The sequence below is a fragment of the Cloacibacillus evryensis DSM 19522 genome (genome assembly GCF_000585335.1).
In the GTDB taxonomy this organism is placed as follows: domain Bacteria; phylum Synergistota; class Synergistia; order Synergistales; family Synergistaceae; genus Cloacibacillus; species Cloacibacillus evryensis.
On record NZ_KK073872.1, the window covers coordinates 1,851,560 to 1,872,959 of the forward strand.

The following is a 21,400-nucleotide window of genomic DNA, read 5'->3' on the forward strand; positions in this document are numbered from 1 at the left end:
CCTTCTTTATTAGCAGTCAGGGCTGTTTTTTTTACCTTACGCGGGAGTTTCCTTCCGCCTGGGCAAGAGGCAGATGTTCCTCCGCCGCCGCAATGAGCGAGATCACCTCGGCGGGAAGCTTTTCCGCAAGATACTCTTTGCCGCCCCTGTATTCCGTTCCGTCCAGCCGCACCAGATAACCGCCCTCCACCGCCGCGTAGCCGGAGTTTTCACTGTCGGCAAAGTCCCGCTCGCCGGCGAAGTAGGTGAATTTATCTTTATACGGGGCGCTGTTCCAGGGACAGAAGGTCTCGCAGTTGCCGCACTCGTTGCACATAAGGTCGACGTGTATGATCTGCGGACGCCCAGCCGCGTCGTCCACCACGACGTTGGCGCGGTTCGGGCATACGTCGGCGCAGTTTTCGCAAATGACGGAACATTCGAGGCAGCGTTTCGCCTCGTCTTTTGGCTCGCCGGGAGCGGCAAGCAGCCCCTTCTTGGCACAGGCCGATTCGGCGCTGCCGCTGTCGGCCGCGGCCGCGTCATAAGGGGCAAGCCCCTCCGCGCGCGTTATCGCGTCGGCGGCCGCCCTCGCGTCGGCGATCGCCTCGACCACCGTCGCCGGGCCGCGGCGCGCGTCGCCGATGACATAGACGTTGGCTGCGCTCGCGGACGTATCCTCTCCGCAGACCGCACGCCCTCTGTCGTCGACGGCAAGACCGTTGCCGATGAAGAATTCACTCTCCACGTCCTCGCCGACCGCCGTGATCACCGTGTCCGCCGGTATCTCGACGGTCTCCGCCGTCTCGACGGGACGGCGGCGTCCGGAGGCGTCCGGCTCTCCCAACCTCATGCGCGCGCAGAAGAGCGCCCCGTCGCGGAAGGCCTTCGGCGCGAGCAGCTCGCGGAATACGACGCCATCTTTCAGCGCCAGTTCAAGCTCTTCAAGGTCCGCGGGCATATAGGCCTTTGTCCGCCGGTAGATGAGGCTGACACGCTGGACCCCGGGGACCCGTTTCGCGGCGCGCGCGGCGTCCATCGCCGTGTTGCCGCCGCCGATGACCGCCACATACTCTCCCAGCTCGCCGCACTCGCCGTTTTTAAATCTTTCAAGAAAGTCGAAGACGTCGGTCGTCTCACCTTCGTCAAGCTCGAGTTTTCCATGCTTCCAGGCGCCGTTGGCAAGCACCACATATTTATATCCGGCCTTTTTAAGTTCGGCGACGCTGTACCGCGGAGCGTTGGCGACAAATTCGGCCCCGTAGGCCGAAACGATATCAAGGTCCTTGTTTACCGCCTCGGCGCCGATCCGGAAATCCGGGATGATGCGGCTGACTACGCCGCCAAAGCGGTCGCTCTTCTCAAAGACCGTCGCCTTTATCCCGCTGCGGCCAAGAAAAAACGCCGCCGCCATGCCGGCCGGGCCCGCGCCTATTACCGCGGCCTTCGCTTCGCTCCGCGCTTTGGGACGCGGGAGCTCTTTCATCGCTTCGGCGATCCCCTTTTCCGCGCAGAGGAGCTTGACGGCGCGTATCTCCACCGACTCGTCGTAGAAGCCGCGCGTGCAGCCGTTCATGCAGCGGTGGCTGCATATCGTGCCGGTGATAAACGGCAGCGGGTTCTTATCAAGTATGACGGAGAGCGCCTCTTTAAATCGCCCCGCCCCCGCGAGCCTGACATACTCCGGCACATTTTGCCTAATCGGGCAGCCCTCCTCACAGGGGGCGATGAAGCAGTCCGTCAGGGGGACGGGCCTCTTTATCTTTCTGTCAGGAGCGGCCTTCGCAGGCTTTCTATATTTGGGGGAGAGCGACGCCAGCTCCGAAAGTTTTTTGATCTTTTCGTTGTCAACGCCGCCAAACGGCGCGCATCCGCGAGAGTCATACTCGTCGGCAAGCTGTTTCATCCTCTGATAACCGCCTGGCTTCAACAGAGTGGTGGCGATCGTGACCGGCCAAATGCCGGCGCCGTAGAGCAAGGAAATATTTTCCGCATCAGCGCCGCCAGACCACGAGATGCGCAGCTTTCCGCCAAAGTCGTTCGAAAAACGCCGCGCCGTCTCAAGTGTCAGCGGGAAGAGCGCGCGTCCTGACATGTACATCTCATCGCCGTCCATCACGTCGTTGGGATTATCTACCGGGAAGGTGTTAGTCAGCTTTACGCCGAACCTTAGGCCGTTGGCCGCCGCTTTTGACGAGAGGCGTTCTATCATCGGCACGGCGTCGGCGTACTGCAGATCGTCAAGGAAGTGGTGGTCGTCGAATCGCATGTAAGAGAAGCCCAGTGCATCCATCTTCGCGCGGGCGTATTCGTATCCGAGAAGCGTCGGATTGCACTTAATAAAGGTATTGAGCCTCTTCTCGTCAAGAAGATACGAGGCGATGCGTTCGATCTCCTGCGGCGGACAGCCGTGGAGCGTAGAGAGGGTTATCGAGCCGCAGACTCTGGGAGAGATGGCTTTGACGTAGCCTTCGTCGATGTTCTTGAAGTTTTTCAGATTCGCGAGCGTCCAGCTTTCGCACTCTTTCCAGACATCCGTTTCGCCGGCATCCTTCAGCCCTTCAATAAAGGAGTCGATCTTTTCGGATCGGATGCCTTCGAGATCATAGCCGACGCTCATATTGAACATGAATCCGTCCGGCGCGCCGAGGGAGAACTCCCGGGAGATCAGCTTCAAGATGTACCAGGCTTTGACATATTCGTCCAGCGCCTGCGGCACGCGAAGCTCGGTGGACCACTCGACGTTGTAACACTCGTCGCGCGCGTCGATGCACGGCTTGGAGACCGGCAGGTCCTCGCCGTCAAGCGTCTGTACCGTCTTCAGCTCAAAAAAACGCGAACCCGCGAAATAGGCGGCGACGATATTTTGGGTCAGCTGCGTGTGCGGCCCCGCCGCCGGACCGAAGGGCGTTTCGATCTTCTCATCAAGAAAGTCCAACGCCGCCCCTTTAGCCCTGTACGGAAAACGCACGCCAAAGATACCCTTATCGTCTTTCATATCCGCAAGGATCCAATTCATCAATGTCCCAAAGGGAATGGGAGTCATTCGGTCGCTCATGCCAGAAACCTCCTGTGCTATGATTGTATTGACGTTAACATAAAAAAAATTTTTAGATATCGGCATTTCATGTTATGTAAAAAGAACGCTCGTCTGTCATTATTATTTTGTGCTTCAATCTGCTCAACTTGATTCTAGCACATATAAAATGAAAAGCAATAGATTCTTCAAAAAAATTTTTAGAATTTCAAAAAATTTTTTAGAAAAATGCTTGACTACGGAAATTATTGTGCTATATTCAATACATACAGACAAAATAGGTAATTATAAATTTAGTCCAACTTGAAAGTAGATGATTACATGCAGGATACGTCAGCTGTAGACTTCATGAAACGACTCGCAAAAGGACTCGCCGCGCAGTTCGGCGAAGATTGTGAGATAGTCATACATGACCTCGAGTCCGAAAACAGAGACAACACGATCGTCGCCATCGAGAACGGACACGTTACCCACCGCGAAGTGGGCGGCGGCCCGTCGCATATCGTTCTTGAAGCCCTCAAAACCCCGGCCGAGAAGCTTGAGGACCATTACGATTATCTTACAAAAACTTCCGACGGACGCCTGATAAAATCTTCTTCCATATATATAAGGGACGATGGAGGGAAGCCGGTCGGCATCTTCTGCATAAACTACGACATCACCAAGTTCGCGATGGCGGAATCGACGATGAAGAATTTTCTGCATGTCGCGCCGCAAAGCGAGGAACCGGAGCGCATCCCGCAGAACGTGAACGAGCTGCTCGACGAACTGATCGACAACGCCGTGCGGCACGTCGGAAAACCGGTGCCGATGATGAAAAAGGCCGATAAGATAAAGGCTGTCCAATATCTGAAAAACAACGGAGCCTTTCAAATACTCAAATCGGGCGACCGCGTCTGCAAGCTGTTTAAGATCTCAAAGTTCACGCTTTACAACTATATAGATTCCATGGAACCGGAAAGTTAATCCATATTACGAAGGAGCGGCTGATATGAATAGTATCAAATGGATCGAGAACAAAATGCCCAGGACAGAGGACAAAGAGCTCGAAATAATGGCTCTTTGCAACGTGAAGGCCGCGCGCGCCTTCCACGAAAGTTTCCCGCAGTATAAGGTGACGCCCCTGGCGGAGCTGAAAGAGCTGGCAAAGCTCTATGGGATCGACAAGCTGTGTGTCAAGGACGAGTCCTACCGCTTCGGCCTCAACGCCTTCAAGGTGCTCGGCGGCTCCTTCGCGATGGCGCGCTATATTTCAAAGCTGACGGGACGTTCCATCGAAGAGCTCACCTACGACGTGCTCACCTCGCCGGAGCTTAAAAAAGAGGCCGGAGATATCACTTTCTTCAGCGCCACCGACGGCAATCACGGGCGCGGCGTCGCCTGGGCGGCAAACAAGCTAGGCCAGAAATCGGTGATAATGATGCCGAAGGGCTCGCAGAAAGCGCGCTTCGACAATATCCGCAAAGAGGGCGCGGTGACGACGATAGAGGAATTCAACTACGACGACTGCGTGCGCAAAGCCGCAAAGGCCGCGAGCGAAACGCCGGGCGGCGTGATCGTCCAGGATACCGCCTGGGAGGGCTACGAAGAGATACCGGCCTGGATCATGCAGGGCTACGGCACGATGGCGCTGGAGGCGGACCGGCAATTTGAAGAGGCGGCAAATGAACCGCCGACGCATGTGTTCGTGCAGGCCGGAGTCGGCTCGCTAGCGGGAGCCGTCGTCGGCTACTTCGCAAATAAGTATCCCCATGCGGCGCCTACCTTCGTCGTCGTCGAATCAGACCAGGCAGACTGCCTCTACAAATCGGCCTGCGCCGGAGACGGCGGCATCCGCATAGTCGACGGCGACATGCAGACGATCATGGCGGGGCTTGCCTGCGGCGAGCCGAACACCTCGTCATGGCAGATACTGAAGGACAAAGTCTCGGTATTCGTCTCGGTACCGGATTGGGTGGCGGCAAACGGCATGCGCGTCCTCGGCGCGCCGATCAAGGGAGACCCCCGCGTCATTTCAGGCGAATCGGGCGCGGCGCCCGCCGGGTTCCTCTACTCGCTGATGACCGACGAGGGGCTGGCTCCGCTGCGCGGGAAGCTCGGCATCAATGAAAAATCACGCATCCTCCTCTTCTCCACCGAAGGGGATACGGACCCGGAGAATTACCGCCGCGTCGTCTGGGAGGGCGCCAACGAAAAATAAACGGGACACGCGCTTCAAAAGATATTCGATACATAAACAATATTTTTGTCAGGAGGGTATATTATGGATTTCAACGCGGTAAAAAAAGCGGCCGAAGGCTGCAAGGCTGATATGACAAAGTTCCTGCGCGACCTCGTCGCGATCCCCGGCGAGAGCTGCGGCGAAGAGGGCGTCGTAAAGCGCATCGCCCAGGAGATGGAAAAGGTTGGATTTGACAAGGTGGAGATCGACCCGATGGGCAACGTCCTCGGTTACATGGGCGGCGGCAGGACGCTCATCGGCTACGACGCCCACATCGACACCGTCGGCCTCGGCGAGCTTTCAAACTGGAAGTTCGACCCGTACGAGGGATATGAGAACGATACGGAGATCGGCGGACGCGGCGCCAGCGACCAGCTCGGAGGCATCGTCTCCGCGGTATACGGCGCCAAGGTCATGAAGGATCTCGGGCTTCTCTCCGACAAGTACCGCGTGCTGGTTACGGGAACGGTGCAGGAGGAGGACTGCGACGGCCTCTGCTGGCAGTACATCATCAACGAGGATAAAGTCCGTCCGGAGTTCGTCGTCTCCACCGAGCCGACCGACGGCGGCATCTACCGCGGACAGCGCGGACGCATGGAGATACGCGTCGACGTAAAGGGCGTCTCCTGCCACGGTTCGGCCCCCGAACGCGGCGACAACGCGATCTATAAGATGGCCGACATCCTTCAGGACGTACGCGCCCTCAACGAAAACGACGCCGCTGACGACAAAACCGTCAAGGGCCTCGCGAAGATGCTCGAAGAAAAATACAACCCCGAATGGCGCGAAGCTAATTTCCTTGGGCGCGGCACCGTCACCGTCTCCGAAATATTCTTCACCTCGCCGAGCCGCTGCGCCGTCGCCGACTCATGCTCCGTCTCCCTGGACCGCCGCATGACGGCGGGCGAGACGTGGGAAAGCTGCCTTGACGAGATCCGCGCGCTGCCGGCGGTCAGGAAATACGGCGACGACGTGACAGTCTCAATGTACGAATATTCCCGCCCCTCCTACAAGGGACTCGTCTATCCCATCGAGTGCTACTTCCCCACCTGGGTCATCCCGGAGGACCACAAGGTCACCAGAGCTCTTGAAGAGGCCTACAAAAACCTTTACGGCGCCGCGCGCGTCGGCGCGGAGGAGACTCTCGCCATGAGGACGGCACGGCCGTTGACGGACAAATGGACCTTCTCCACGAACGGCGTCTCCATCATGGGGCGCAACGGCATCCCCTGCATCGGCTTCGGCCCGGGGGCGGAGGCCCAGGCCCACGCGCCGAACGAAAAGACATGGAAGCAGGATCTCGTGACCTGCGCCGCCGTCTACGCGGCGCTGCCGGAACTTTATTGCAAATAAGCCACAAATAAAAAATCAGGAGGATAATATAATGCCGCTTATGGAAAAATATATAAACACTCTGAACGGGCTCGATTTCTCCGGTATGTACAACAACGACTTCTTCCTCACCTGGGAGAAGACGCGCGGCGAACTCGACGCGGTATTCACGGTCGCCGACGCGCTGCGCACGCTGCGCGAAAACAACGTCTCTTCACGTATCTTCGACAGCGGGCTCGCGATCTCGCTCTTCCGCGACAACTCGACGCGCACCCGTTTTTCCTTCGCCTCGGCCTCCAACCTTCTCGGCCTTGAGGTGCAGGATCTCGACGAGGGCAAGTCACAGGTCGCGCACGGGGAGACCGTCCGCGAGACGGCAAACATGATCTCCTTCATGGCCGACGTCATCGGCATCCGCGACGATATGTACATCGGCAAGGGCAACGCCTATATGCACCAGATCGTCAACGCCGTCAAAGAGGGCTTTGAAGACGGCATCCTCGAGCAGCGCCCGACTCTCGTCAATCTCCAGTGCGACATCGACCACCCTACGCAGACCATGGCAGACACTCTCCACGTCATCCGCGAGATGGGCGGCGTGGAAAACCTCAGGGGCAAAAAGGTGGCGATGACCTGGGCCTATTCCCCCTCCTACGGCAAACCCCTCTCTGTGCCGCAGGGCGTTATCGGCCTGATGACGCGCTTCGGCATGGAGGTCGTGCTCGCCCATCCCGAGGGATATGAGGTGATGGAAGAGGTCGAAGAGGTGGCGAAGAAGAACGCCGCGGCCTCGGGCGGCTCCTTCCGCAAGACGAATAATATGGCGGAGGCCTTCGAGGGCGCGGACATCGTCTATCCTAAGAGCTGGGCCCCCTTCAAGGCGATGGAAAAGCGCACGAACCTCTACGGCGCCGGCGATTTTGACGGGATCAAGACCCTTGAAAAGGAGCTGCTCACGCAGAACGCTAACCATAAAGACTGGGAATGCACCGAGGAGATGATGAGGAGCACGAAAAACGGCAAGGCTCTCTACCTCCACTGCCTGCCCGCCGACATCTCCGGCGTGAGCTGCAAAGAGGGCGAAGTGGCGGGCTCCGTATTCGACCGCTACCGCGTGCCGCTCTACAAAGAGGCCAGCTTCAAGCCCTACATCATCGCGGCGATGATCTTCCTCAGCAAAATGAAAGACCCCCAGGCCGCGCTTGCCGCTCTGGAGAAGAGAGGCCGCGCGCGCCAGTTCATGAGATAAAAAACCCATTTTTCCCACGGAGCGCCAATGGGCTTAAAGCGGCCGCTTCGTTGAGATATTTAAATTTTCGGCAGAAATGCGACGGCGTCGTATTTCTGCCGAAAATTTTTTGAGCGCATGTATCACATACAAAGGCCGCGGGCTACGGCGTAGATGGCTGCCGTCAAAGCCCCAGCTCTTTTCTTATGCGTTCGGCACGGTGCGCAGCCCCGAAATCCTCATAAAGTTTTACCGCGGCTTCGGCGTAATAGTCCCAGGGTCTGTCAAGATAGTCTGTGACGGCCGGCGACGATCCCGCCGCCAGTTTGCCCACCCAGCCCTTTGCCATAAACTGGGCGGCGCACCAGCTCTTTTTGCCGATCGCCGAGAGGAAGTCGGCCTTTTCAAGAGAGGCCACAGCCTCCCCAAAATCTCCGCGCCGCGCGTCGCATATCGCTTTGAGGCTGTAGAGGATAGAGCTGCAATGGCCGCCGCGCGAGCTTTCAAAGAGGGAGACGCCGTCGCCTATGTAGCGGGCGGCGAGCTTCCAGTCGCCGAGGTCGAGCGCGGCGTCCGCCGCGTGCGCGCAGAAATGGCTGCGTCCCCAGAAGAGCCCCGCCCGCCGGCAGCGCTCTATGCAGTATTCAAACCGCGTCAGCGCAAACGAGCTTTCCCCGCGCCACTGGCGCATCTCTCCGATGTAGCAGGTGGGCGCGAGAAGGTTCAGCGTGTAAAATTTCCCCGTCAGCTCAAGCCCCTCAAAGACCTTGATCGATTCGCGGAATATCCTTTCCGCCTCCTCATAGTCCCCCTCTATCAGGCTCGCCATGCCGATCAGCCTCAGGGCGAGGCCGACATGGTTTTCCTTTCGCAGCCCGCGCGCGAGGGCGAGGATCTTCTTTCCCTCCGCGCCGAGCTCCGCGCTCCTGTCGGTCTGCAGGTAGTGGTGCGCGATATCCTCAAGGCAGTGCATCGCCGTCTCGTCATAGCCGCCCTCTTCGGCTATCCGCAGCGCGGAGTCCGTCAAGCGGCGTCCCTGTTCATACTCGCCCCAGTTGATCTTGTAGCCGCCGTACATTTCGAGATAAGAGGCTTCAAGCCGGCGCAGCTCCGATTCTCCGGAGACCTCCTCGGCTCCGCAGCTCTGGAGTATATCGCGTATCCTGCCGAACTTGGCCTCCGTCTCCTCCCTGCCGCTGAAGGGCAGCGAGCATTTTAGCAGGACGGCGTCCCTTATCATCGGGAAGAGGATGTGGTTCAGGTTTATATGGAAGCTCATCTCCCGCAGATATTGCTCAAGGACCGCCCTCTTTTCTCCCGCCATGCTGTGATGATGGCGCAGCATCGCGGAGAGCGCGGGGCTCCATATATGGGGCGAATAGTGCCGCTTCAATATTTCGGCAATACGCCGGTGCAGCTGTTTCCTCTTAAAACCGGGGATCGCGTCGTAAACGCACTCCCGCACGTTAACGTGGATAAAATCGACGCAGTAGTCGTCGTTTTCCTTCACTTCGCATATCAGTCCCCGCCGCAGCAGTTCTTCCGCGTCGGCGGTTATCAGCCCAGGGTCTTCGCCAATGAGCATGGCGAGATCCTCGACAGACGCGGGAGCGCCGAAAACGGAGAGCGCGGAGAGCATTTCGCGCTGCGGCGGCGAAAGTTCGTCCATCCGGCTCATGATAAGCCCTCTGAGGCCGTCCCGGCACTCGGCGCCGCTGTTGCCGCGCAGTATCCGCACCATCTCGGCGAGAAGCAGCGGCATCCCCTCGCTCTCGCGCATGAAGTAATCAGCGCCTCTCGTCCTCAGCACCTCGTCGGAGAGAAAGGCACGGCAAAAACGCAGCACCTCTTCGCCGGTGAAGGGCATGAGGCGCATCTGCATAAAGTTCCGCGCGGGGACGGGTTTTATGTTATAGATCATCTTGATTATCGCTTCGGCGCTCTCCGGGCGGCTCGTCATGAAGATCACGGCCGGCACGCGCAGCTCGGGGAGGAAGACGCGCAAGAGGTCAAGCGACTGCGCGTCGAACCAGTGCATATCCTCAAATATGAAAAAGAGCGGCTTGCCCCTGTACAGGCGGGCCGAAAGTCCGGCAAGCGCCTTTCCCACGGCGAAAATGTCACGTTCAGGGATGAGCGGGGTACCGCGGCAATCCTCTCCGGAGATGCCGTAGAAGTGGCGCGAGAGGACGGAGAGCGTCCCCGCATCGACCGCCATGTTTTCCTCCCGGAAACGCTCGACAAGGCGCACGGCAATATTGTTCCACGATGAGTAGGGGAATTTTTCGCCGATCGACATCGGGCAGGCGGAGAAGACATCGCCCCTCTCCTCCGACAGGAGTTCCGTAACGTAATTTACGAGCGCCGTCTTCCCCACGCCCGCCTCTCCGTGTATGAAAAAGAGCGGCATACGCCCCTCCGGAGCGGACGCCATATCGATGATCTTACGCACCTCTCTGTCGCGGCAGCAAAAACATTGTCCCGAACCGCCGCCGCGCGGCGATTCCGCAAGAAGCTCCTGCTCAAGGCGGCGCAGCCGCAGCCCGGGTTTCACGCCCAGCTCCCTCTCCAGCCTTTCGCAAAAGGTCCGGCAGAGGGAGAGGGCTTTGACAGCCTGCCCCTCTTTTATGTGAAGTTCTAGCAGCCCGGCCATGCTCTCCTCGTCGCAGGGATCGAGCTCAAGTAGCGCGGAGAGTATCCCGCGGCGCTCACTCTCTGCCCCCTCGCTTCCGAGAGAGGCGAGCCGCGTCCGCAGGAGGCCGGAGACCTCGTCTCTGATCCGCTTGCGCGAACCGGCGAGCCACTCGCAGAAATCGGCCGAATCCACCGACTCAAAACCGAGAAGAGGCTCCTCGAATACCACGGAAGGTATCTCGGCGGAGAGGTCGAGTCCGCCCAGGTCGGTCTCGAAATCCGTAAGGTTGAGATATCCGCGCTCGGCGGAAAAATTATGGGGCAGCGTCTTCCGCAGCAGATAGACGGCGTTGCGCATGTTGCCCGATGCCTGCCGCTCGTCGCGGTCTCCCCAGAATAGGCACTTGACCCGCTCCTTTGAACGGCGGCCCTCGACGGCAAGGTAAAAGACGACGGCCTCCGCCTTTTTAAAGGGCATCGCCAGCCGTTCGCCGTCCAGCTCGATATAGGCCTCGCCGAGAAGATGCAGCTTCAATCTCAACCTCTTTCCCCCATCCTCAAATTTTATCCGACCATGAATAAATTTTTAATTTATGATGTCAAATAAATATAAAAAATTTGTCAAAAGCGCGAAAAATTCAATTCGCCGCGAAATCAAGCGGGGAAAACCCGCGCCTCTATTTTACACAAATTTTATACGCAGAGGTTAGATTGTGAGCAGCCAAAATAAAAATCCCCGCGCCTCTGCCGCGGAGGTATTACAGGAGGTCATAAAGATGATGGACAACAGGTCGCTTGAAGACGCGATGAAAGTCAGGCTGGAATTTCCCGACGGACTGCCGCGGAAGAAGGAGTTTGATCCGCAGTACCGCCGCGCGCCGAACCGCGTTTACACGCTCAACGAAAAGGAGACGGTGCTCGCGCTGAAGAACGCGCTGCGCTATATCCCGGAAGAGTACCACGCGGAGATCGCCCCCGAATTCCTTGAGGAGCTGCGCACGCGCGGACGTATCTACGGCTACCGCTTCCGCCCCGAAGGTAAATTATACGGAAAGCCGATCGGCGAATATAAAAGCGGCTGTATCGAGGGCAAGGCCTTTCAGGTGATGATCGACAACAACCTTGACTTCGACGTCGCGCTTTACCCCTACGAGCTCGTCACCTACGGCGAAACGGGGCAGGTCTGCCAGAACTGGATGCAGTATCTCCTGATAAAAAAATATCTTGAGATATTGACGCCGGACCAGACTCTCGTCCTTGAATCGGGCCATCCGCTCGGCCTCTTCAAATCATCCCCCACCGCGCCGCGCGTGATGCTCACCAACGGCCTGATGGTCGGCCTCTTTGACAATCAGGAGGAGTGGCACCGCGCGATGCAGCTCGGCGTCTCGAATTACGGACAGATGACGGCGGGCGGCTGGATGTACATCGGGCCGCAGGGCATCGTCCACGGCACCTACAACACGATCCTCAACGCGGGCCGCATCAAGTTCGGCGCGCAGGGCGGCGAACTCAAAGGCAGGCTCTACGTCACCTCCGGCCTCGGCGGCATGAGCGGCGCGCAGCCCAAGGCGGCGGACATCGCCGGCTGTGTATCGATAACCGCCGAAGTGGATCTGTCGCGGATCGAAACGCGCCATGAACAGGGGTGGGTCAGAAGGATCGCCGGGTCGCCGGAAGAGGCCTTTAAGATGGCGAAGGAAGAGACAGCCGGCGGCGAAGTCAGCTCGATCGCCTTCCACGGCAACATCGTCGATCTGCTGCAGTATGCCGTCGACCATAACGTCGCCATCGACCTGCTCTCCGACCAGACGAGCTGCCACGCCGCCTATGACGGCGGATACTGCCCTGCCGGCATTACCTTTGAGGAGCGCACGCGGCTGCTCAAGGAAGAACCGGAAAAATTCCGCCTGCTCGTCGACAGGACGCTCAGAAAACATTTTGAACTGATAAAGATACTTGTAGACCGCGGCAGCTACTTCTTCGACTACGGCAACTCCTTCCTGCGCGCCGTCTACGACGCTGGCGTCAAAGAGGTGGCGAAGAACGGCGCCGATACCCATGACGGCTTCATCTTCCCAAGCTATGTGGAAGACATCATGGGACCGCTGCTCTTCGACTACGGTTACGGCCCCTTCCGCTGGTGCTGCCTCTCGAGAGAGCCGCAGGACCTGCACAAGACCGACATGGCGGCGATGGAGTGCATCGACCCGAACCGGCGTTTCCAGGACCGCGACAACTGGACGTGGATCCGCGACGCGGAGAAAAACCGGCTCGTCGTCGGCACCCAGTGCCGCATCCTCTACCAGGACGCGGAGGGACGCATCCGCATTGCGCTCAAATTCAACGAGATGGTGCGTAACGGAGAGATCGGCCCGGTGATGCTCGGGCGCGACCATCACGACGTCTCCGGCACCGACTCACCCTACCGCGAGACGGCAAACATCAAGGACGGCAGCAACATCATGGCCGACATGGCGACGTTATGCTACGCGGGAAACGCGGCGCGCGGCATGAGCCTCGTGGCGCTGCACAACGGCGGCGGCGTGGGTATAGGCAGATCGATCAACGGAGGCTTCGGCCTCGTGCTTGACGGCTCTTACCGCGTCGACGAAACGATCAGGAGCGCGATGAACTGGGACGTGATGAGCGGCGTGGCAAGGCGCGCCTGGGCACGGAACGACGGCGCGCTCGAAGTCTCGGCGGCCTTCAACGGCGGCCGCACCGGGCAGCACATCACTCTGCCCTATCTCGCGGACGAAAAGTTCCTCACCGAACTTGTGGCAAAACGGTAATACTTTCTGACGGGGACGGGGCTCCGTAACGGCGCCCGTCCCCGCATCTTATATCGCGGCGCGCCGGTTCCAACAGAGGCGTTGAGGACAGGCGGCGGCGATAAAAAATAGCTTTCAGGAAAGTGAGGCGGCAGCGTGGCAAATCTAAACTATTATGCGGAGAGACTCAACGCGGAGAGGCTGCGCCAGGTATACGAGACGAAGCTGCCGCGCGTCGCCGAATACCTGCAGAGAGAGATAGACTTCGTGCGGAGCCGTCTGAAAAAGAGTGACTGCGTCCTTGAAATTGCCGCCGGATATGGCCGGATCATGAGGGAGATCGCGTCTGGCGTCAAAAGCGTGACCGGCATCGATATTTCGGAGAAAAACGTCGCCTACGGCAAGGAATACCTCAAGAATACGAAGAACGCCGGACTCCTGGTCATGGACGCGCACCGCCTTGATATGCCCGGGCAGTTTGACGCCGCGTTATGTCTACAGAACGGTCTCTCCGCGGTAAGGGCGAACGAGCCGGAGGCTTTCGCCGCCAAGGTGCTGAAGGTATTGAAAGCGGGAGGTACCGCCTATTTCAGCACATATCATCCGAAATTCTGGGAACAGAGGGTCGCGTGGTTCAAGGAACAGGCCGCCAAAGGCCTGCTGGGCGAATTGGATATGAAAAAGACGAAAGACGGCGTCATCGTCTGCAAAGACGGCTTCCGCGCGACGGCGCACCCGCGCGGAACTCTTGAAGAGATCGGGCGTTCAACGGGATGCGAATGGCAAATATTTGAGGTGGATGATTCAAGCCTGTTTCTGGTGATCAAAAAATAATATCCAAGTGATACATCGTGAAGGAGGGGCTTCGCCATGTTCATAGTCATCACAAAATATGTCAAGGATATCGAAGAGGTGGACCGCTGGCTGCCGGCGCACTCCGCCTTTCTCGACAGGTATTACGCGCGTAAGAAGATCATCTTCTCCGGACGCCGGAATCCGCGCACCGGCGGCGCGATACTTTTCAGCGTAGATGAAAGAGCCGAGCTGGATGCCATACTCGCGGAGGATCCCTTCAGAATAAACGGCGTAACGGAATGCGAGGTCTGCGAGATCATCCCGACAAAATACGACGAGGCCTTTGCCATATTCGCCGAGAGGGCATAGGACAGTAACTTTTCCTTATAAAGGAGGCGCGAAAGATGAACGGCGGAAAGCTATTCTCACTTGAGGGCAAAAACGCCTTTGTCACGGGCGGAGCGCGCGGCCTCGGCTTCGCGATGGCCTGCGGGCTCGCCGAGGCGGGCGCGGCGGTATTTTTTAACGCGAGGAGCGAAAAGTCCGTCGCCGAAGGCCTGACGGCCTACCGGCGCAGGGGCGTCGAAGCACGGGGATATCCGTGCGACGTCACCGATGAAGAGGCTGTCGCGGCGCTTTTCTCCAATCTTTGCGGCGAATACGGCGCGATAGATATTCTCGTCAATAACGCCGGAATAATCAACCGCACGCCGATGACGGAGATGAGTGCGGAGGAGTTCCGCCGGGTAGTCGATACGGACCTCACAGGCCCCTTTATCGCCGCAAAGTCCATTATCCCGCTAATGATCAAAAGGGGCGGCGGAAAGATAATCAATGTCTGCGGCATCATGAGCGAAGTCGGCAGGGAGACCGCGGCGGCATACGCCTCCGCGAAGGGCGGCCTGAAGATGCTCACAAAAAATATTGCCGCGGAATATGGCGGCTGCAACATCCAGTGCAACGGCATCGGCCCCGGCTACATGGCGACCGCGCTGAACGAGTCGCTGCGAGAAAAGATGCCGGACGGTACGATAAATCCCTTCGACCGCTTCATCCGCGCCCAAACCCCCGCGGGACGCTGGGGCGACGCGGCGGGAGATCTGGTCGGACCGGTCGTCTTTCTGGCCTCCAAAGCCTCGGATTTTGTAAACGGTCAAATATTGTATGTAGACGGCGGCTTTCTGTCATACCTAGGACGAAGCTGCTGAATAACCGCTGGCATAAAGAACATGGTGTTAATTAGAACATGTTTCAGAAATTTTAGAATCGTTATTTTTAATTTATAAAATTAAGTTAATTAGACATTTAATCAGTTTACATTTATAAATACGAGGCTTAAAATATATACATCACCTAATCCTTCTTATGAGGGGATGTTTTGCATATGGAATTGTTTATCGAACAGTTTCTGAACGGTTTGGGGGCGGGGGCGATGTACGCTCTCATAACGCTTGGCCTCGCTCTCATCTATGGGGTCATGAAGATACTCCACGTCGCGCACGCCTCAGTCTATACAGCCGGAGCTTACATGGGGCTCTATATCTTCCTCTCGACGGGCAGCGTGCTGATCGCAGTGATCGTGAGCATGGCTTTCTGCTCGCTCCTCGGAGTGCTCATAGAGCGCTATATCTATTACCCGCTGCTGAAATATCCTCCATACGTGCCGCTTATAAGCAGCATCGCGCTGCTTATCGCGATCGAAGAGCTTTGCCGGCTTGTCGCGGGGCCGGAGGTGCGCACCTTTTCCGCCGCGCTCCCTTTTCCCTCTGCCGTGGTCTGCGGCGTAACGATCTCGTCCACGCTCATGGCCGTCTACTGCCTCACCGTGGTGATCCTCATCGCGCTCTGGCTGCTGATGACTAAGACCGAGCTGGGGCTTGCCATGCGGGCGGTCGCGCAGGATATGGAGACGGCGGCCTCGCTTGGCGTCAACACCCAGCGCACGGTGGCTCTGACTTTCGTCATCGGCTCCGCGATCGCGGCGATCGCCGGCATTCTGATGGGCATTTATTATAATCAGGTCTATCCGATGATGGGCGAAGTCCCAGCCTACAAGACTCTGGCGCTCATCGTTGTGGGAGGCATGGGCTCGGTGCCCGGCGCGGTGCTCGCTTCGCTGCTGCTCGGCCTCGGCGAGACCTTCCTCATCGGCTACGCCAACATCCCGATGCCGCGCGACGCGCTGGCTTTCATCGCGATGATAATCATCCTCATGTGGAAGCCCACCGGGCTCCTCGGCAAACGGTAAGGGGCCGCGTTATGGAAAGCTACATACTGAACGTGGCAACGCAGATAATAATCCAGGCGATCGCGGCCTACGGGCTTAACGTCATCGTCGGCAACGCGGGACAGATCTCGCTCGGCCATGCCGCCTTCGTCGGCATCGGCGCCTACTCCGCCGCGATGCTGACCACCGCCGCGGGATTCAGCTTCTGGCAGTCGCTGCCGGTCTCGGTGCTCATTGTCGCGGCCGTCGGGCTGCTCTGCGGACTGCCAAGCCTGCGCGTGAAAGAAGACTTCCTCGCTATCACGACGATCGGCATAAACTTTATCGTGGTGGCGATATTTCAGTACACCCCCGCGCTCGGCGGCGCGCTCGGCATCGGCGGCATCCCGCGCGCGAGGTTCTTCGGCACGGCGCTGAAGGCTCCGGGTTATTTCGCGCTCTGCCTTGCTTTTCTTGTGGTCACGATGGCGGCCTGCCGGTTCTTCACCCGGTCGTGGAGCGGACTTTCCTGCTTCGCGGTGCGTGAGGACGAGATGGCGGCCTCCAGCATGGGAGTCTCGCCCGTGCGCGCGAAACTGACGGCCTTCGTCCTCGGCACGGCGCTCGCGGGACTCTCCGGCGTGCTTTACGCGCATTATATGCGTTTCATAAGCGCCGACTCGTTCACCTTTCCCTTCTCCGTCACACTGCTTTCGATCGTCGTCGCCGGCGGCCTCGGCACCTTCTGGGGGCCGTTGGTGGGAGCCGTCATCCTGGGAGTGCTGCCGGAGGTATTCAGACCCCTGGTCAACTATCGAATGTTCCTCTACGCCATGCTTCTCCTGCTGATGATACGATTCATGCCAGGCGGCATCCTCGGCGGTTCAACGGTAATGTCCATAAAGAACCTGACGTCAGGAAAGAAGGGGGCGAAGGGAGGTGCCAAGGTTGAGTGAGATCATCCTCGAGGTAAAAAACCTGTCAATAAACTTCGGCGGCCTGAAAGCGGTGGACAGCGTGAGCTTTGAGATAAAGCGAGGCGAGATACTCGGCCTGCTGGGGCCGAACGGAGCCGGAAAGACCACCTGCTTCAACATGATATCCGGAGTCTATAAACCAACGGATGGAGAGATACTTCTGAACGGCATGAAGACAAACGGACTCCCTCCGTACAGGATGGCGGCGCTCGGCGTCGGCAGGACCTTTCAGGTGGTAAAACCATTCAGCGGGCTGTCGGTTCTGGACAATGTGATCGTCGCCCTCGGAATGATGAAATACGGCAGCTTCCGTCTTTCGTGGAAATTCTGGAACACGGAGGAGAGCCGCCTGCAGGCGACGGACATCCTACGGAGGGTCGGACTGGCTGACAAAGCCCTTATCAAGGCCGCGCTGCTGCCGCTCGGCAATCTGCGCAAGCTGGAGATAGCCAGAGCGCTCGCGCTCGAACCGAAGCTGCTTCTTCTCGACGAATGCTTCTCCGGCCTAAGGCATGAGGAGATAAAGGCCACGGAAGAACTGATAATGGGGATACGTGAGGACGGCGTCTCAGTGCTCTTTATCGAACACAACATGCGCGTGGCGATGGGGCTGTCCGACCGAATAGTGGTGCTCGACCACGGACGCAAACTCGCGGAGGGCCTGCCCGCCGAGATAAGCGCCGATCCGGCCGTAATCGAGGCATATCTTGGAAAGGGGGACTGCGCCGATGCTGCTGAGCGTAAGTGACATGCGCGTCGCCTACGGCGACATCGAGGCGGTGCACGGCATAAGTTTTGAGGTCGCGCAGGGCGAACTTGTTTCGATAATCGGCGCGAACGGCGCGGGCAAAACTACGACGCTGCGCGCGCTGATGGGGCTTCAGCCCCTGCGCGCCGGCAAAATAATCTTTGAGGGCCGGGACATAACAAGCCTGCCGGCGCACAAGAGGTCGGCGATGGGGATAAAGATAGTCCCCGAAAGGGCGCGCTGTTTCCCGCAGCTTTCCGTCTATGAGAATCTCAAAATGGGCGTCTACGGGATGCAGTCGAAGCTTGCGGGAAAACTTGCGATGATCTATGAATTATTTCCCATATTAAAAGAACGAAGCACGCAGCTCGCGAGCACCCTCTCCGGCGGCGAACAGCAGCAGCTCGCGATCGCCCGCGCCCTGGTATCCGAACCTAAGCTGCTCTTTGTGGACGAGGTCTCCATGGGGTTGATGCCGAAGCTGACGGAGCAGGTCTTCAAGGTGCTGCGCTCGCTTAACCGGGACAAAAATATAACGATCCTGCTCGTTGAACAAAACGCCCTCGCCTCCCTGCGCATCTCCGACAGAGGATATGTGCTGGAGACCGGACGTATAAACATATCGGGTTCAAGCGCCGAACTCCTCGCCGACAAGCGGGTGAGAGAGGCGTATTTAGGCGCATAAAATATACCGGAGGTGTTCTGTATCATGAAAAAAAGTTTTAGCGTTTTAATTGCGGCGCTCGCTCTCGCGCTCGTCGTCTTGACCGGCGGCGCGATGGCGGCTGACACGATCAAGATCGGCATGCTCGCCCCTCTCACCGGCTTCGCCGCGGCTGACGGTTTCAGCGTTTACGAGTCCGTAAAGATCGCTGTTGACAAGGTGAACAAAGAGGGCGGATTGCTGGGTAAAAAGGTCGAACTCGTCTGCTACGACGACGCCGCCGACCCGAAACAGTCCGTGCCGCTGGCCAACAAGCTCATCGGCCAGGACGGCGTCGCCGCCTTTGTCGCGGGCTCCTACAGCCTTCCGACAAGAGCGGTCTCCACGATATTCAATGACGAAGAGATACCGCTCGTCTCGGCGTACGCCCTGCACCCTGACATAACAAAGGGCGACTACACCTTCCGCAACGGCTTCCTCGGAACGGTTGAGGGCAAGGGCGCGGCGTACACGGCGGTGAAGCTCCTCAAGGCGAAAAAGATCGCCCTCATCGTCAGCGACAACGACTTTGGCACGACCCTCGCCCAGGGCTTTGACGCGTACCTCGCTAAGCACCCCGAGGCAAAGATCGTCTCTCAGCAGAAGTATCCGATGAGTGAAAAGGATTTCAAACCCTACCTTTCAAAGATGAAGGCGGCCAATCCTGACGTCGTATTCTTCAGCGGCTACTACTTCCAGGTGGGACCGGCGATGAAACAGGCACAGGAGATGGGCATCAAAGTGCAGTTCATCGGAGAAGAGGGCGCCGATTCCCCGAAGACCACCGAGATAGCGGGCAAAGCTTCCGAAGGGCTCATCATCGTGACAAACCTCAACCGCGACGACAAACGCAAAGAGGTGCAGGAATTCCTCGCCACATACCGCAAGCTGCACAAGATAGAACCTGACATGGTCGGAGCGTCGGCCTACGACGCCTTCATGCTGCTAGTGAACGCCATCAAGCAGGCCAAGACCACGGACGGCCCCGCGGTGGCAAAGGCGCTCGCGGCGACGAAAAACTATAACGGCCTCACGGGAGTGATCAGCGGCTTCACGCCCGAGGGCGAAGTCGTCAAACCGGTGCAGATACAGATAGTGAAGGACGGAAAGTTCCGTTACTATGGAGTAGTGACCGATAAAGAGATCATCACGCCAGGCAAATAAGAAACCTCAGTCAAAAAAATTCCCGCGCGGATATTCAGACATCCGTGCGGGAATTTTGTATCCAGCAACAAAATTTGATTCTTAGTAAATGACGAGCGCTCCGATCATCGCGGCAATGAATATCGGGATATTGTAGTGCAGGAAGGTCGGCACACAGGTATCCCAGATATGATTATGCTGGCCGTCGGCGTTCAGTCCCGAGGTAGGGCCTAGCGTCGAATCGGAGGCCGGAGAACCGGCGTCGCCGAGAGCCGCGGCGGCCGCGATCAGGCAGGTGGTGGCGCCGATGGAGAAACCTAGCTGCGCCGCAAGCGGGCAATAGATCGCGGCGATGACGGGGATCGTGCCGAACGAGGTGCCGATGCCCATAGTCACGAGAAGACCGACCGCGAGCATGAGGAAAGCGCCCCAGAAGCGGCTGCCGCCGACAACGCCGACGACGCTTGATACGAGAGTGTCAACGGATTTCGTTTCACGCAGGACATTTCCGTAGCCCGCCGCGATAAGCATGACGAAGGCGATAAGTCCCATTATCTCAAGGCCGCCCATAAAGGTGCTGTCGATATCCTTCCATTCGATAGTGCGCGTAAGTATCATCACGATGATGGCGGCGAGGGCGCCGAGAGGCAAAGAGCCCGTCATGAGCTGCGCGGCAAAGGCCACGATGATGGCGAGGAAGGCAAGAACGTGCGTCCGCGTGAATTTCTCCTCCGGCAGGTCCATATTGGCGCCGATGATCGGCTTGTTCTCATAGATGCGCGGCTTCCGGTAGGAAATGTGGAGCGCGATGAGAAGCCCGGCAATCATACCCGCTCCGATTATCCACGTATAATGGAAGACTCCGGCCTTTGCGATCTCCATTCCGTTGCGTCCCATCTCGCTGGAGACTATTCCGTGGAAGATGAGCCCGAAGCCGACGGGAAGCGCGATGTATGGTGCTTTGAGGCCGAAGGTGAGCGCGCAGGCCGCCGCGCGGCGGTCCATTTTAAGTTCGTTGAAGAGCAGAAGCAGGGGCGGTATGAGGATCGGAATAAACGCGATATGGACGGGAACAAGGTTCTGTGACATACAGGCGATGACCACCAGGATATAGAGAAGAATGTACTTTCTCCCCTTAACGACTTTCGCTATCTTCTTGCAGGCGATCGAGGCGATGCCGGTCTGCCCTATCGCGACAGCGAAGGTCCCGAGCAGAAAATAGGCGAGCGCGGTCTCGGCGTTGCCGCCCATACCGCTGATTAGAGTCCCCATCGTGTCGGAGATATTCATCCCCGCGCTGAGCCCCGCAACCAGCGCCGCGATGAGAAGAGCAAGTACAATGTTGAGGTTCAATAGGCAGAGCGCGATCATCACAATGACAGAAATAACTACTGGGTTCATTAAAATCATCAGGTTTCCTCCTGTTTGTTTGATTTGCATTGATATATATCCTTGCCGGCCTGAATAATATACCTCAATAATTTATATAAGTCTATATTACATTTTACTTTTTATTAAAATACTAATGACCTCATATATACCGTAAATAAAAACTATAATCGCATATATAATTTACTTTCTAACTATAAAATTTTTAAGCTATGTATATATAATTTTTGACAC

Annotated in this window: 16 protein-coding genes; 13 read left to right on the top strand and 3 right to left on the bottom strand. The window is 57.8% G+C overall.

Annotated features, from left to right (window positions below; all coding sequences use genetic code 11):
* Nucleotides 1-31 precede the first annotated feature (31 nt).
* Entirely contained in the window at nucleotides 32-3,037 is a 3,006-nt protein-coding gene (gene ygfK / locus CLOEV_RS08290; RefSeq protein ID WP_034443115.1) for a putative selenate reductase subunit YgfK, read from the bottom strand.
* A gap of 300 nt (nucleotides 3,038-3,337) precedes the next feature.
* On the opposite strand from ygfK, the gene CLOEV_RS08295 reads away from it, so the two are divergent.
* The 4 genes from CLOEV_RS08295 (at nucleotide 3,338) to ygeW (ending at nucleotide 7,818) form a co-directional block, all read left to right on the top strand.
* Complete coding sequence (locus tag CLOEV_RS08295; RefSeq protein WP_034443118.1) at nucleotides 3,338-3,982, top strand: helix-turn-helix transcriptional regulator; 645 nt, start codon at nucleotides 3,338-3,340, stop codon at nucleotides 3,980-3,982.
* 25 nt (nucleotides 3,983-4,007) lie between these two features.
* Nucleotides 4,008-5,216 carry a diaminopropionate ammonia-lyase gene (gene dpaL, locus CLOEV_RS08300; protein WP_034443121.1) on the top strand — a complete coding sequence of 403 codons (1,209 nt, stop codon included), beginning with the start codon at nucleotides 4,008-4,010 and terminating at the stop codon, nucleotides 5,214-5,216.
* A gap of 63 nt (nucleotides 5,217-5,279) precedes the next feature.
* Nucleotides 5,280-6,590 carry a YgeY family selenium metabolism-linked hydrolase gene (locus CLOEV_RS08305; RefSeq protein WP_034443124.1) on the top strand — a complete coding sequence of 437 codons (1,311 nt, stop codon included), beginning with the start codon at nucleotides 5,280-5,282 and terminating at the stop codon, nucleotides 6,588-6,590.
* A 31-nt stretch (nucleotides 6,591-6,621) separates the two neighbouring features.
* Nucleotides 6,622-7,818, top strand: coding sequence for a knotted carbamoyltransferase YgeW (ygeW, locus tag CLOEV_RS08310; RefSeq protein WP_008711920.1), 1,197 nt, complete (start codon nucleotides 6,622-6,624; stop codon nucleotides 7,816-7,818).
* A gap of 163 nt (nucleotides 7,819-7,981) precedes the next feature.
* Here the strand turns inward: ygeW and CLOEV_RS08315 are convergent, their stop codons facing one another.
* Nucleotides 7,982-10,966: an ATP-binding protein gene (locus CLOEV_RS08315; RefSeq protein ID WP_034443127.1), complete on the bottom strand. Its 2,985-nt coding sequence runs from the start codon at nucleotides 10,964-10,966 to the stop codon at nucleotides 7,982-7,984.
* 241 nt (nucleotides 10,967-11,207) lie between these two features.
* On the opposite strand from CLOEV_RS08315, the gene CLOEV_RS08320 reads away from it, so the two are divergent.
* The 9 genes from CLOEV_RS08320 to CLOEV_RS08360 all read left to right on the top strand — a co-directional run bounded on the left by CLOEV_RS08320 (nucleotide 11,208) and on the right by CLOEV_RS08360 (nucleotide 19,798).
* A complete protein-coding gene (locus CLOEV_RS08320; protein ID WP_034445609.1) occupies nucleotides 11,208-13,226 on the top strand; it encodes a urocanate hydratase in 2,019 nt (672 codons plus the stop codon).
* Between the two features lie 135 nt (nucleotides 13,227-13,361).
* The gene (locus tag CLOEV_RS08325; protein ID WP_034443129.1) at nucleotides 13,362-14,039 is read left to right on the top strand and encodes a class I SAM-dependent methyltransferase; all 678 of its coding nucleotides are present in this window, start codon (nucleotides 13,362-13,364) and stop codon (nucleotides 14,037-14,039) included.
* Nucleotides 14,040-14,075: 36 nt separating this feature from the next.
* Nucleotides 14,076-14,369: a YciI family protein gene (locus tag CLOEV_RS08330; RefSeq protein ID WP_008711926.1), complete on the top strand. Its 294-nt coding sequence runs from the start codon at nucleotides 14,076-14,078 to the stop codon at nucleotides 14,367-14,369.
* Between the two features lie 35 nt (nucleotides 14,370-14,404).
* Complete coding sequence (locus CLOEV_RS08335) at nucleotides 14,405-15,208, top strand: gluconate 5-dehydrogenase (RefSeq protein ID WP_034443133.1); 804 nt, start codon at nucleotides 14,405-14,407, stop codon at nucleotides 15,206-15,208.
* A 176-nt stretch (nucleotides 15,209-15,384) separates the two neighbouring features.
* The gene (locus CLOEV_RS08340) at nucleotides 15,385-16,248 is read left to right on the top strand and encodes a branched-chain amino acid ABC transporter permease (protein WP_051484989.1); all 864 of its coding nucleotides are present in this window, start codon (nucleotides 15,385-15,387) and stop codon (nucleotides 16,246-16,248) included.
* 11 nt (nucleotides 16,249-16,259) lie between these two features.
* Nucleotides 16,260-17,162: a branched-chain amino acid ABC transporter permease gene (locus CLOEV_RS08345; protein WP_034443137.1), complete on the top strand. Its 903-nt coding sequence runs from the start codon at nucleotides 16,260-16,262 to the stop codon at nucleotides 17,160-17,162.
* On the top strand, nucleotides 17,146-17,931 hold the full coding sequence (locus CLOEV_RS08350) for an ABC transporter ATP-binding protein (protein ID WP_425393603.1): 786 nt from the start codon (nucleotides 17,146-17,148) through the stop codon (nucleotides 17,929-17,931). The genes CLOEV_RS08345 and CLOEV_RS08350 overlap by 17 nt, the downstream gene beginning before the upstream one ends.
* Nucleotides 17,912-18,616: an ABC transporter ATP-binding protein gene (locus CLOEV_RS08355; protein WP_034443144.1), complete on the top strand. Its 705-nt coding sequence runs from the start codon at nucleotides 17,912-17,914 to the stop codon at nucleotides 18,614-18,616. The genes CLOEV_RS08350 and CLOEV_RS08355 overlap by 20 nt, the downstream gene beginning before the upstream one ends.
* A gap of 24 nt (nucleotides 18,617-18,640) precedes the next feature.
* On the top strand, nucleotides 18,641-19,798 hold the full coding sequence (locus CLOEV_RS08360; RefSeq protein ID WP_008711938.1) for an ABC transporter substrate-binding protein: 1,158 nt from the start codon (nucleotides 18,641-18,643) through the stop codon (nucleotides 19,796-19,798).
* Nucleotides 19,799-19,879: 81 nt separating this feature from the next.
* Here the strand turns inward: CLOEV_RS08360 and CLOEV_RS08365 are convergent, their stop codons facing one another.
* Entirely contained in the window at nucleotides 19,880-21,187 is a 1,308-nt protein-coding gene (locus tag CLOEV_RS08365; RefSeq protein WP_008711939.1) for a Na+/H+ antiporter family protein, read from the bottom strand.
* Nucleotides 21,188-21,400: the final 213 nt, after the last annotated feature.